Annotated in this window: 10 protein-coding genes; 2 read left to right on the top strand and 8 right to left on the bottom strand. The window is 46.9% G+C overall.

The window, feature by feature from the left end; all coding sequences use genetic code 11:
- Positions 1-47: 47 nt before the first annotated feature.
- From ACH19P_RS08360 to metE, 3 genes are all read right to left on the bottom strand, one after another.
- Positions 48-887, bottom strand: a complete 840-nt coding sequence (locus ACH19P_RS08360) for an isopenicillin N synthase family dioxygenase (RefSeq protein WP_347390742.1) — start codon at positions 885-887, stop codon at positions 48-50.
- 220 nt (positions 888-1,107) lie between these two features.
- A complete protein-coding gene (pyrC, locus tag ACH19P_RS08355; protein WP_462158140.1) occupies positions 1,108-2,151 on the bottom strand; it encodes a dihydroorotase in 1,044 nt (347 codons plus the stop codon).
- A 120-nt stretch (positions 2,152-2,271) separates the two neighbouring features.
- On the bottom strand, positions 2,272-4,542 hold the full coding sequence (metE, locus tag ACH19P_RS08350; RefSeq protein WP_462158139.1) for a 5-methyltetrahydropteroyltriglutamate--homocysteine S-methyltransferase: 2,271 nt from the start codon (positions 4,540-4,542) through the stop codon (positions 2,272-2,274).
- 299 nt (positions 4,543-4,841) lie between these two features.
- On the opposite strand from metE, the gene ACH19P_RS08345 reads away from it, so the two are divergent.
- Positions 4,842-5,732, top strand: a complete 891-nt coding sequence (locus ACH19P_RS08345; RefSeq protein WP_462158138.1) for a LysR family transcriptional regulator — start codon at positions 4,842-4,844, stop codon at positions 5,730-5,732.
- Between the two features lie 76 nt (positions 5,733-5,808).
- Here the strand turns inward: ACH19P_RS08345 and ACH19P_RS08340 are convergent, their stop codons facing one another.
- Positions 5,809-6,561: a Nif3-like dinuclear metal center hexameric protein gene (locus tag ACH19P_RS08340; protein ID WP_462158137.1), complete on the bottom strand. Its 753-nt coding sequence runs from the start codon at positions 6,559-6,561 to the stop codon at positions 5,809-5,811.
- Between the two features lie 176 nt (positions 6,562-6,737).
- Here ACH19P_RS08340 and ACH19P_RS08335 point away from each other — a divergent pair, with 176 nt between their 5' ends.
- A complete protein-coding gene (locus ACH19P_RS08335) occupies positions 6,738-7,139 on the top strand; it encodes a hypothetical protein (protein WP_462158136.1) in 402 nt (133 codons plus the stop codon).
- A 66-nt stretch (positions 7,140-7,205) separates the two neighbouring features.
- On the opposite strand, the gene prpF is transcribed toward ACH19P_RS08335, so the two are convergent.
- The 4 genes from prpF to prpB form a co-directional block, all read right to left on the bottom strand.
- A complete protein-coding gene (prpF, locus tag ACH19P_RS08330) occupies positions 7,206-8,372 on the bottom strand; it encodes a 2-methylaconitate cis-trans isomerase PrpF (RefSeq protein WP_462158135.1) in 1,167 nt (388 codons plus the stop codon).
- A gap of 45 nt (positions 8,373-8,417) precedes the next feature.
- Entirely contained in the window at positions 8,418-11,009 is a 2,592-nt protein-coding gene (gene acnD, locus ACH19P_RS08325; protein WP_462158134.1) for a Fe/S-dependent 2-methylisocitrate dehydratase AcnD, read from the bottom strand.
- 76 nt (positions 11,010-11,085) lie between these two features.
- Positions 11,086-12,210 (bottom strand): bifunctional 2-methylcitrate synthase/citrate synthase, encoded by a 1,125-nt coding sequence (gene prpC / locus ACH19P_RS08320; protein WP_347390752.1) that lies wholly within the window; start codon positions 12,208-12,210, stop codon positions 11,086-11,088.
- Positions 12,211-12,246: 36 nt separating this feature from the next.
- The gene (prpB, locus tag ACH19P_RS08315) at positions 12,247-13,125 is read right to left on the bottom strand and encodes a methylisocitrate lyase (RefSeq protein WP_462158133.1); all 879 of its coding nucleotides are present in this window, start codon (positions 13,123-13,125) and stop codon (positions 12,247-12,249) included.
- Positions 13,126-13,135: the final 10 nt, after the last annotated feature.

The following is a 13,135-nucleotide window of genomic DNA, read 5'->3' as shown; positions in this document are numbered from 1 at the left end:
AAGCCCGGTCAATCCGGGCTTTTAAAAATCGCTCACCTTCGTTGAGGTTATTTAACGCCTAGCTCACGTAAACGCTCTTGCAAGTAGCTATCTGCCGTGTAGCGCTCCGATAACACCACATCAGGACGTGGGTGTAAGAACAACGGCAATGAGATACGTGATTTGGTCGACGCCTTACCCGTTGGGTTAATTACACGGTGAATCGTTGATGGGAAGTAACCACCTGACGCTTCTTGGAGCATGTCGCCAATATTGATGATCAAGTTACCAAAATCACTCGGTACGTCTAACCAACCACCGTCTGTTTTTTGCACTTGCAAACCCGGCTCGTTGGCAGCAGGAAGAACAGTCAATAAATTGATGTCGCCATGCGCAGCAGCACGAATAGCACCAGGCTCTTCGTCACCGGTCATCGGTGGGTAGTGCAAAATGCGCAGCAGTGTTTGCTCAGAGTCTTTGATCATATCTTTTAAGTCGATTGAGAACTTAGCTTGAACATCCGCCGGAGCACACTCTTGTACCCAGCTTAGTAGTTCGCTGGCAAACTCATTCGCTAAGCGGTAGTACTCGCGAATTTCAGCTTCTAATTGCTCAGGGACACGGCCTTTTGGATAGACATGGTAGTATTCTTTGATGTCTTTAACTTTAAAGCCCTTCGCCACTTCACTTACTTCAGGTGGGAAATAACCATCTTGGTTGTCTTTATCAAACAAAAGTTCATGCTTTTGCTCTGAGTTAAAGAATTCCTGCCAATTTTTGTAAATTGACTCCACCAGCGACTGAGGAATTGGGTGGTTAGTTAAAACACCAAAGCCCGTATTGCGAAGAGATTCAACGAATTCTGCTGGAGCAGTTGGCGATTGATAGTCCACTGTTGGTAAGTGCATGGTTAATTCACCTGTTAGTTGTAGCGCTTAAAGCACCTTATGTGCTTAATTTTAGGGCCAGAGCTTAGTCAAAGCCACCTTAGATCCTAAGGACATTTGTCCGTAATGATATAGCACCTTGTCGCGGATTGATCCAAATCAAACGCGGCAGCTAATGCAGCAACGGATAGAAAAAAGCCCAGTTAAAACTGGGCTGATTTATTATTAACAAACAATATGTTTAGTCTTTAACTTGCCAGTTTAAGGTTTCACCCGCACAGATTGGGATCACCTTGTCTTCGCCCAATGGGTAGCTAGCAGGTACTTCCCACGGCTCACGTACTAACGTAACCGTATCTGAATTACGAGCAATACCGTAGAAGTCTGGGCCAAAGTGACTTGCAAAGCCTTCTAATTTGTCCAGCGCATTCGCTTGTTCAAATGCCTCTGCATACAACTCTAACGAAGCATGAGCTGTGTAAGCGCCCGCACAACCACATGCCGCTTCCTTTTTATCTTTAAGGTGTGGCGCAGAGTCCGTACCCATAAAAAATTTAGGGCTGCCGCTAGTCGCAGCTTCAATCAAGGCTTGCTGATGAGTATTACGCTTGAGAATTGGTAAGCAGTAGTAATGTGGACGAATACCACCGGCTAACATGTGATTACGGTTATACAGTAAGTGGTGCGCGGTGATTGTTGCGCCTACGTTCGCTGATGCTGATTTAACAAATTCAACCGCATCCGCAGTTGTAATGTGCTCCAGAACCACTTTCAAATTAGGGAAGTCACTGACCACTTTTTTCAATTTAGTCTCGATGAAGACCTTTTCTCTGTCGAAGATATCGATGCTTGAGTCAGTCACTTCACCGTGAACCAGTAACAGCATGCCTACTTCTTGCATTGCTTCAAGCACTGGATAGATGTTTTCGATGTCTGTTACGCCAGACGCTGAGTTAGTTGTTGCGCCCGCAGGGTACAGCTTAGCGGCGACGATTTTGCCTGTTGCTTTCGCTTTGCGAATTTCATCAGGTGTAGTGTTATCTGTGAGATAAAGCACCATCAGTGGTTCAAAATGAGCTTGAGGGCCCGCAGCCATAATACGATCGCGATACGCAAGCGCGGTATCAGTGCAAGTCGCAGGGGGTACAAGGTTAGGCATAATGATAGCGCGGCCAATATAACGACTCGCGTCACGAACGGTGTCTTTCAACTGTTCGCCATCACGTAAGTGAATGTGCCAATCATCCGGGCGGGTAAGGGTAATACGTTGCTCTGTACTTGTCATTGCTCTTGTCCACTGAAAAATTTGTGTGATGTTGGGGGGAAGACTCACAATGTAAAGCGTTGGCGGGCGTAAATCAGCAGGTGGAGCACATTGCCCCACTGTGCTGATAGTGTTTTTTACCTAACTGAGCTCTTTGCGCAGCTCTTTGGTTGCGATAACCATGTTGTTCAGTGCTTCTTTTGTCTCTTCCCAACCTCGTGTTTTCAAGCCACAGTCCGGATTCACCCACAAACGTCGGGCCGGAATTTTCTGGGCAGCTTTATGGATTAACGCTTTCATCCAAGATACTTCAGGAATGTTAGGGGTATGAATGTCATACACACCTGGGCCAATATCGTTCGGGTAATCAAAATGCTCGAACGCTGATAGCAATTCCATGTTTGAGCGCGATGTTTCAATGGTGATCACATCCGCATCCATGTCGGCAATCGCACCAATGATGTCATTGAATTCGCTGTAACACATGTGCGTGTGAATTTGCGTCGCATCTTCTACGCCGCTGGCACTGACTCTAAATGCATACGCTGCCCAATCAAGGTATGCCTGCCATTGACTTTGCTTCAGCGGCATACCCTCTCGAAATGCAGGTTCATCAATCTGAATTACCTTAATACCGGCGTTTTGTAAGTCCACCACTTCGTCACGCAACGCTAAAGCGATTTGATTAGCAATACTTGGCTTGTCTAAATCGTCACGTACGAACGACCAAAATAAAATGGTTACCGGACCTGTAAGCATGCCTTTCATATATTTGTCAGTGAGCGACTGTGCATATTGCGTCCAGCGCACCGTCATTGGCTGGGAACGAGACACATCCCCCCAAATAATCGGTGGCTTAACACAGCGGCTGCCGTAACTTTGCACCCAACCAAATTGGGTGAACGCAAACCCTTCGAGTAACTCACCAAAGTACTCCACCATATCGTTACGTTCTGCTTCACCGTGCACAAGCACGTCAATATCGAGCGCTTCTTGCTGCTTTACTGCAAACTGTATTTGTTCCTGCATGACTTGTTCGTATTCAGCATTGCTAATACGCCCAGCTTTAAAATCGCGGCGAGTCTGTCGTATGTCCTGAGTTTGCGGGAAGGAGCCAATGGTGGTGGTTGGCAACAGGGGCAGATTCAGCGCTTGTTGCTGTAGGGCAATACGCTGAGCAAATTTACTGTGACGCTGACCATCATTTGCCGTGAGTGATTTAACGCGCGCTTGCACATCAGCATTGTTTACGCGTGTTGATTGAGCACGGTTTTTCACCGCTTTACTGTATTCAACTAGGGCTGTGTTGGATTGCTGTGCCAATGCATCTTTGACTAAACCCAACTCCGCACACTTTTGCGCTGCAAATGCTAACCAACTTTTTAACTCATCATCAAGTTGCTGCTCTTGTGCTAAGTCCACAGGTGAGTGCAATAACGAACACGAAGGTGCCAGCCACAAAGTATCGCCACGCTTCTCATTGAGTGCTTGAATGCGTTCATACACGGCTTCCAAGTCTGTACGCCATACGTTGCGCCCGTTAACGATACCTAAAGAGAGTACACGCTCTTGGCCGACGACTTCATCCAGGGCAGATAAGTCAGCATTGTTGCTCACCACATCAAAGTGCACGCCATCCACAGCAAAAGATTGGATGTTTTCTAAGTACTGATTGACCTCATCGAAGTAAGTCGCCAGTAGTAACTTCACTTGATGTTGTGATAATTGCGCAAAACTTTGCGTAAGTGCCTGCAGGTAATCCTCTGGCAACTCCAAGGTAAGGATTGGCTCGTCAATTTGCACCCACTCAACACCCAATGCTTTTAACTTGTTCAACACTTGTCCATAGACCGCCAACAAGCTTGGCAACAAAGTGAGCTTATCAAACTCTTCGCCTTCACATTTCGCTAGGTACAGATAAGTCACAGGACCCACTAATACTGGTTTAACGCTATGACCTAAGGCTTTTGCCTCTTCAACGTGAGCGAACAACTCACTATAGCCCAATGAGAATTCCTGCCCTGCGTGTAATTCAGGCACGATATAGTGGTAATTGGTATTAAACCATTTGGTCATTTCACTGGCTGCACATGCACACCCTGAGGGTGCTCTGCCACGACCAATTCTAAATAGCGTGTCTAGCGGGTTGCTGTTGTCACTTTGGTGACGCTTGGGAACCGCATTCAGTAACAAAGTGGTTGAAAGCACGTGATCGTACCAAGCGAAATCACCCACAGGTAACAAGTCTACGCCGGCTTGCGCTTGCAAAGCCCAATTTTCTTGGCGAATTGCCGCTGCTCTATTGTGCAGCTCTGCTTGATCAATGTCTCCAGCCCAATATGACTCAACTGCAAACTTTAACTCGCGGCGCTTGCCGATACGAGGGAATCCTAAATTATGTGTATACGCCATCACTCTTCTCCAATTGGATGTTTAGATGGCTAAAAGATATCGACTGAAACGGATTCAAACAAACGAAGCTTATTCACATTTAATTTGAAATAAATTCAAGCTTGGAACATTGATTGGCTATGCTTAGCCATTGATAGACTAAAATTAAACATGAAACACAGTAAATTTTATATTTTATTAGCGAGAACATTACAAAAACTATGGATTTTTGGACGTCTAGACTTTAAAGTGTCCAATAGATTTTATTCTAATTACTGAATTAATCGAAATCGTTCACGTTTTTATGAGAATAATTAAAGATGATAGATATAAAACACCTTAAGACCATTGCCACCTTGAAAGAGACTGGCTCTCTCGTAAATACCGCGCGTGAACTGTTTTTAACTCAGTCAGCCCTCTCACACCAAATCAAAGACTTAGAAAACAAGTTAGATTGCCAGCTATTTGAACGTAAAACTCATCCCGTGCGCTTTACGCCGCAAGGGATGTTGTTATTAGAGCTTGCTCATGATGTGCTGCCAAAAGTGGAAGCAACCAAGTGCCGTCTCAAAGAAAGTTTGAATCAGCCAATCTCGTCACTGCGCCTGAGCGTAGAGTGCCATGCCTGTTTTCATTGGTTGCTGCCAACAATAAAGGAATTCAATAACTTCTGGCCTGATATTCACGTCGACTACGAACGTGGGTTCAGCTATGACGCTATTCCTGAATTGTTGGCGGGAGATTTGGATCTCGTACTGACATCAGATATCCGCGATCCGGATAAACTCGAATATGCTCATTTGTTTGATTTCAAACTGAAGTTGATTGTCGCGCCCGACCATCCTTTAGCGAACAAAGCGTATGTGACGGCATTGGATTTGAAAGACGAAACCGTTATTTCTTATCCCATCCCGCGCGAGCGCCAAGACATTTTCAAGCACTTTATCCAAAATGCGCGATTTGATGGCACCTTGAAAACAGTTGACCAAGGTTTACTTATTTTTCAATTAGTGAGTGCAGGTATGGGCGTTGCTGCTCTGCCTGATTGGTTAGTCACCCCATACGAATCTCAGGGGCTGATCAAATCAATTCCGCTTGGCGCATTGGGGTTAAATCGCCCTATGTATTTAGCGATGAAAAAGGACATGAAAGACAATCCTGTCTATCGCCACTTTCTCAATACCTGTAAGCAGAATAACACCCGAAAATAATCCTATTCGACTGGGCACCTTAATACAGTGCCCTTTTTCTTTTCGCCACCCACTACTTCGGCGAAGTTGCCTGAGATCAGACTGGGTTATCGATATCAACAAAGGTGACATCAACACCGAAATGTGCCGCGATATGCTCACCGAGCGCTTTTGCACCGTAACGCTCTGTGGCGTGATGACCTGCAGCAAAGAAGTCAACGCCCTGCTCTCGCGAGCTATGAATGGTCTGCTCTGAGGCTTCGCCAGTCAAGTATGCGTCCAATCCTTGTTGCGCCGCTAAATCTATATAACCTTGACCACCACCGGTGCATAAACCAATGGTTTCAATCACCTCATCGCGCACAAGTGAACTCAGTGGCGCACGACCAAGAACGGATTCAATGCGCTGGGCAAACTCTTCACCTGAAACAGGCTGGGTCAACTTGCCCCACATCGGCACACTGACAGGACTTGCCTCCATACCACCTTGTATTTCAATTCCCAACAACTTAGCTAATTGCGCGTTATTGCCTAACTGCGGATGAATATCAAGCGGCAGATGATAAGCAATAAGATTGATATTGGCATCGAGCAAGGCTTTGATTCGACGTTGCTTCATACCGGTAATAACCTGTGACTCACCCTTCCAAAAATAACCATGGTGCACTACTAACGCATCGGCTTTGAGCTCAACAGCTTTGTCAACGAGTGCCTGACTCGCCGTAACGCCAGTGACGATTTTGTGAATTTTATCCACGCCTTCGATTTGCAGACCATTTGGACAAAAATCGTTAATTTGATTAGGTGAGAGTGTTTGGTTTAGAAATGCCAGTAACTCAGTGCGTTTCATGATTACCTCTGTGAACTTTGCGCTCGCGTTTAAATATGTGCAAATTGTTGCGTTTGTGAGGGAAAAAATAAAGGAAATTAGCTATTTCGCCACAAAAAATTGAAAAACTGAGGACAAATGGGTATAACTATAAACTTGTAATAAAATTAACCTGCGTTAACGACTAGGATCTTTTAATGAGTAAACTAGACAAAACAGAAGTGTTAGCTGCTTTTGAAGCTGCTTATGAAGCGGCGAATGGCAAAAAGCCAGAAATCACAACTAAACCTGGCTGGTACAGCATCGATGGTGGCAAAAATTTGCGCCTTGCTGACGTAGCTGCACTAACTGAAGAGCTCACTTCTGGTAAAACAGAAGCAGTCGCAAAAGCAGAAACGAAGGCACCTGCAAAGGCTCCAGCCAAAGCAAGCAAAAAAACAACAACTAAAAAAGCAGCTCCTGCGGCAAAATCTACCGAGAAAAAAGCTGCCTTCACTGTAGTGACTGAAAACAAAGACGGTTTCACTGCTGAAGAGTTGTGGATTAAAGAGCTTGCAGAGAAAGACCACGATTGTCGCCTACCGCGCGGCGTTGTGTAATTGACCTTCTGCTTCTAAAAGAAAAGCCGCTATTTAGCGGCTTTTTTTATGTCAGTTGGATTCTAACTATTGTGGCTCGGGGACGCGTACCCAACCTTCCATTAGGCGTCTAGCACTGCGGCTCATACTCACGCTGTGCACTTCACACAAACCATCGTTCATATTAACTGACGCACCAACTTGTAACGTACCCGACGGGTGTCCAAAGGTGAGCGACTGACGCGCTTGGCCACCAGCAGCTTGATTCACAAGCGTACCCTCAATAGCAGCAGCGGTAGCAATCGCAACTGCGGCCGTGCCCATCATCGCATGGTGCAATTTACCCATCGACAGCGCGCGTATTTGCACATCGATTTCATCTTGAGCAATGGCTTTGCCACTTGAGGCAACATAGCTGCTCGCAGGCGCGACCATGGCTATTTTTGGCGTATGCTGGCGGGTTTTGGCTTCCTCGATATCCTTGATAAGCCCCATTTGCACTGCGCCATAGGCACGAATCTTTTCAAAGCGCGCTAAGGCTTGTTCATCGTTGTTAATATCGTCTTGCAGCTCAGCACCTGAGTAACCCAACTCACTGGCATTAACGAAGATGGTTGGAATACCCGCATTGATGAAACTTGCTTGTAAATCGCCTTCACCAGGTACCGTTAAAGTATCAACTAGGTTGCCTGTAGGCAGTACCGCACCATCGCCCACTGGCGCGATGAAATCAACTTTCACTTCAGCCGCAGGGAATGTCACACCATCGAGTTCAAAGTCACCGAGTTCTTGCACCATGCCATCACACATAGGCACGTGAGCAATGATGGTTTTTTGAATATTGGCCTGCCAAATACGCACTTCAGTGATGCCATTTTCATTGATCCGTGAGGCATCAACGAGGCCGTTATTGATGGCGAATGCGCCCACCGCTGCTGTTAAGTTGCCGCAGTTACCACTCCAATCAATAAAAGGCTTATCGATAGCTACTTGGCCGAACAAGTAATCCACATCATGATCCGATTTGTCACTTTTAGACAAAATGACCGTTTTACTGGTGCTTGAAGTAGCGCCACCCATACCATCGGTGTGTTTACCGTAGGGATCTGGGCTGCCAATTACTCGTAGCAGCAATGCATCACGATATTCACCCGGCTGCTGTGCCTGCTCAGGCAAATCATGCAACGCGAAAAATACGCCTTTGCTAGTACCACCGCGCATGTAGGTGGCTGGAATTTTTAATTGCTGTGTCATATAAAACCTCAAAAAAGTGGGCACTTAAGGCCCACTTTTTACTGATTACACTGAACCTTCAAGAAAGTCTTGAGCAAAGCGTTGCAATACGCCACCTGCACTGTAAATCGACAATTCTTCTTGGGTGTCCAAGCGACACTTTGTCGAAATAGTCAATTGCTCACCATTGGCGCGAGTGATTTCCACTTGCACCTGTGCCCCTGGCGCTGGTTCACCGACAACGGAATAGGTCTCACTGCCATCGAGGTTGAACATCTTGCGGTTTTCACCGGCAATAAATTCAAGTGGCAATACACCCATACCGATTAGGTTGGTACGGTGGATACGCTCAAAGCCTTCGGCAATAATGACTTCTACACCCGCTAGGCGTACACCTTTTGCAGCCCAGTCACGGCTTGAGCCTTGACCATAATCAGCGCCAGCGACAATACACAATGGCTGTTTACGCTCCATGTAGGTTTCAATCGCTTCCCACATGCGTGTCACTTGCCCTTCTGGCTCGATACGTGCCAATGATCCTTGCTTCACTTCACCGTTCTCATCACGCACCATTTCATTGAACAATTTCGGGTTCGCAAAGGTAGCGCGTTGCGCTGTGAGGTGATCGCCACGGTGAGTTGCGTACGAGTTGAAGTCTTCTTCTGGTAACCCCATTTTCGCAAGATATTCACCTGCCGCACTGCTAGCTAAAATAGCGTTTGAAGGCGATAAGTGGTCGGTGGTGATGTTATCACCGAGTACCGCAAGTGGGCGCATGTCCTTCATTGTACGTGGAGCTGCCAATGCACCTTCCCAGTATGGCGGACGACGAATATAGGTACTCATCTCACGCCAATCGTACAATGGATTGTTCTTCTCTCCGTAATCAACGTCTAAGTCGAACATTGGCTCGTACACTTGGCGGAAATGTTCTGGCTTCACGCTCTTGGCAATGACTGAATCGATTTCTTCGTCCGTCGGCCACAAGTCTTTCAAGGTAATTGCTTGGCCTTGCTCGTCATAACCAAGCGCGTCTTTTTCGATATCAAAACGAATCGTACCGGCAATGGCATATGCCACAACTAAAGGCGGTGACGCTAAAAATGCTTGTTTAGCATACGGGTGAATACGACCATCGAAGTTACGGTTACCAGAGAGCACCGCTGTGGCGTATAAGTCACGCTCAATGACTTCTTGTTGAATAACAGGGTCAAGTGCACCACTCATGCCGTTACATGACGTACACGCAAAGCCAACGACACCAAAACCAAGCTGCTCTAGTTCAGGCAGTAAATTAGCCTCTTCTAGGTACAGCTTCACTGCTTTTGAGCCCGGTGCCAAAGAGGTTTTCACCCAAGGTTTGCGCACTAAACCCAATTTATTGGCGTTGCGTGCAAGTAATCCGGCCGCAATCACATTGCGTGGGTTAGACGTATTGGTACAGCTGGTGATCGCCGCGATGATCACCGCGCCATCAGGCATTTTGCCTTCTTCTTGTTCGATAGGTTTGGCGATACCACGCGCTTGTAAATCAGCCGTCGCTAAACGTGCGTGTGGGTTTGATGGGCCAGCAAGGTTACGGCCCACAGCAGACAAATCAAACGTCAATACGCGCTCGTACTGTGCGCCTGTCATTGCATCGGCCCACAAACCTGTTTCTTTGGCGTATTGTTCAACCAACTTCACTTGCTCATCGTCACGACCGGTAAGCGTTAGATAATCAATCGTTTGCTTATCAATGTAGAACATCGCCGCAGTCGCGCCGTATTCAGGTGTCATGTTTGAAATAGTGGCACGGTCGCCCAGTGTTAAGTGCGTGGCGCCTTCACCAAAGAACTCAAGGTAACTCGAAACGACACGTTCTTTGCGCAAGAACTCTGTTAGCGCAAGAACGATATCTGTCGCGGTAATGCCAGGTTGCGGCTTACCCGTTAACTCCACACCAATGATATCAGGCAGACGCATATAAGAAGCACGACCTAGCATTACGCTTTCAGCTTCCAAACCACCCACACCCACTGCGATTACGCCCAGTGCGTCAACGTGCGGTGTGTGTGAATCGGTACCTACAAGCGTATCTGGGAAAGCCACACCATCGCGCACTTGGATCACCGGCGACATTTTCTCCAGGTTGATTTGGTGCATGATGCCGTTACCCGGTGGGATCACATCCACGTTTTTAAACGCAGTTTTCGTCCAATTAATAAAGTGAAAACGGTCTTCGTTACGACGGTCTTCTATTTCACGGTTCTTTTCAAAGGCATCAGGGTCAAAGCCCGGCGCTTCAACAGCCAATGAATGGTCCACAATAAGTTGCGTTGGTACCACTGGATTTACTTTTGCAGGATCGCCGCCTTTTGCTGCGATTGCATCACGCAAGCCCGCTAAGTCCACCAGCGCAGTTTGTCCGAGAATATCGTGGCACACAACGCGTGCAGGGAACCAAGGAAAGTCATGCTCACGCTTGCGATAAATAAGTTGCTCTAAGCTTTGCGAAAGAGTCTGTGGTGAACAACGACGAACAAGGTTTTCAGCGAGTACTTTTGAAGTATATGGCAGGCCGTCATAGGCACCTGGCTCGATTGCATCAACTGCCGCGCGAGTATCGTAATAAACCAACTCAGAACCCGGCAGCGTTTTACGGTATTGGGTATTCATAATCTTCTCTACATTGCGATTGAGTATGGTGCGGCAAAGACTGCGCCGCACCTAAAGGCAAGATGGTTAAACGCGATTAACGCGCGCTTAGCTCTGGCACTGGACGTGCTTCTGGGCCAATGTAACCCGCACTTGGACGGATAATACGGTTATTAGCACGTTGCTCTTTCACGTGCGCAGTCCAACCTGTCACACGGCTCATTACAAAGATAGGTGTAAACAGTTTGGTTGGAATACCCATGAAGTGATAAGCCGATGCATGGAAAAAGTCCGCGTTACAGAACAATTTCTTCTCACGCCACATTACTTCTTCACAGCGCACAGACACTGGGTAAAGCACGTCGTCACCCACTTCTTGTGCCAGACGCTCTGACCACTTCTTGATGATCACGTTACGCGGGTCACTTTCACGGTAGATTGCATGACCAAAGCCCATAATTTTCTCTTTGCGCTCTAGCATCCCCATCAATGCTTGCTCTGCTTCATCCGCATTTGTAAAGCGTTCAATCAGCTCCATTGCAGCTTCGTTTGCACCACCATGCAGTGGGCCACGCAACGAACCAATAGCACCAGTTACACATGAATGAATGTCTGAAAGCGTTGATGCACAAACACGTGCAGTGAACGTTGACGCATTGAATTCGTGCTCAGCATAAAGGATAAGCGACACATTCATTACATCAGCAAACAGCTGCGATGGTGCTTTATCGTGTAAAAGGTGTAGGAAGTGCGCGCCAACCGAATCATCGTCGGTTTCAACGTCAATACGTACACCATCATGGCTAAAGCGGTACCAGTAACAAATGATGCTTGGGAAAACAGCAACCATACGGTCAATCGCGTTGTTCGCTTGGTCAAAGTCAGTTTCCATTTCTAAGTTGCCCAGCATTGAACAACCCGTACGCATTACATCCATTGGGTGCGCGTCTTTCGGAATTGCTTCAAGTACAGTTTTCAACGCTTCTGGCAAACCACGTAGTGACTTCAATTTAGCTTTGTACTCAGCCAGCTCACCTGCATTAGGTAATTCACCGCGAGAAAGCAAAAACGCTACCTCTTCGAATTGAACCTTGTCAGCTAACTCGCTGATGTCGTATCCACAATATGTAAGACCTGAGCCTGTTTTACCAACTGTACACAGTGCTGTTTGACCTGCTTCTTGTCCGCGCAAACCTGCGCCACCGAGTGCTTTATCTACCATTGTTATTCTCCTGAATTTTGTCCTGTTGAAACTCGTTTACTTGTTTTTGCCTTGAGCAAAAAGTGAGTCGAGCTTTTGTTCGTATTCGTGATAGCCAAGATAATCGTATAGCTCCATACGAGTTTGCATGGTGTCTATGACGGCTTTTTGATCGCCATTCGCTAAAATTGATTTGTACACATTCTCCGCTGCTTTATTCATCGCGCGGAACGCAGAAAGTGGATAAAGCACCATATCAACACCCCACTCGCCTAGCTCTTTGGCATTCCACAACTCGGTCTTACCGAACTCAGTGATGTTGGCAAGAATTGGCACATCAAGCGCATTCGCAAATGCGCGGTAATGCTCTTCGGTTTGCACTGCTTCTGCGAAAATACCATCGGCTCCCGCTGCGACGTAGGCTTTTGCACGCTCAATCGCTGCTTCTAACCCTTCTTGAGCAAACGAATCAGTACGCGCCATGATGAAGAAGTTTTCGTCAGTACGGGCATCAACGGCCGCTTTAATTCTGTCAACCATTTCATCAACAGAGACGATTTCTTTGTTAGGACGGTGACCACAACGCTTTTGCGCCACTTGGTCTTCAATATGCACTGCGGCAGCGCCTGCTTTTTCCATGTCACGCACAGTTTTAGCGATGTTGAACGCGCCACCCCAACCTGTGTCGATGTCGACCATAAGAGGTAAATCACATGCTGAGGTAATACGCTGCACATCAGCAATCACATCGTTTAACGATGTCATACCTAAATCTGGTAATCCGTATGATGCATTCGCCACACCACCACCTGAGAGGTAAATTGCTTGGTGGCCAAGTTGCTTTGCCATCATTGCACAGTAGGCATTAATAGTGCCGACGATTTGTAATGGTTGGTTCGCCTTAAGGGCGTCTCTAAATTTCTTTCCTGCGGACATGGTTAACTCC

It is taken from the genome of Pseudoalteromonas sp. GB56 (genome assembly GCF_054923835.1).
The sequence above is the reverse complement of the archived record's forward strand: the minus strand, read 5'-3'. Positions and strand labels throughout refer to the sequence as shown.

Excerpts from the sequence above, each read along its gene's own strand:
- prpB (WP_462158133.1), bottom strand. The coding sequence starts at position 13,125 with ATGTCCGCAGGAAAGAAATTTAGAGACGCCCTTAAGGCGAACCAACCA.
- ACH19P_RS08340 (WP_462158137.1), bottom strand. The coding sequence starts at position 6,561 with ATGAAACGCACTGAGTTACTGGCATTTCTAAACCAAACACTCTCACCT.
- pyrC (WP_462158140.1), bottom strand. The coding sequence starts at position 2,151 with ATGACAAGTACAGAGCAACGTATTACCCTTACCCGCCCGGATGATTGG.
- ACH19P_RS08345 (WP_462158138.1), top strand. The coding sequence starts at position 4,842 with ATGATAGATATAAAACACCTTAAGACCATTGCCACCTTGAAAGAGACT.
- ACH19P_RS08335 (WP_462158136.1), top strand. The coding sequence starts at position 6,738 with ATGAGTAAACTAGACAAAACAGAAGTGTTAGCTGCTTTTGAAGCTGCT.
- acnD (WP_462158134.1), bottom strand. The coding sequence starts at position 11,009 with ATGAATACCCAATACCGTAAAACGCTGCCGGGTTCTGAGTTGGTTTAT.
- metE (WP_462158139.1), bottom strand. The coding sequence starts at position 4,542 with ATGGCGTATACACATAATTTAGGATTCCCTCGTATCGGCAAGCGCCGC.
- prpF (WP_462158135.1), bottom strand. The coding sequence starts at position 8,372 with ATGACACAGCAATTAAAAATTCCAGCCACCTACATGCGCGGTGGTACT.
- prpC (WP_347390752.1), bottom strand. The coding sequence starts at position 12,210 with ATGGTAGATAAAGCACTCGGTGGCGCAGGTTTGCGCGGACAAGAAGCA.
- ACH19P_RS08360 (WP_347390742.1), bottom strand. The coding sequence starts at position 887 with ATGCACTTACCAACAGTGGACTATCAATCGCCAACTGCTCCAGCAGAA.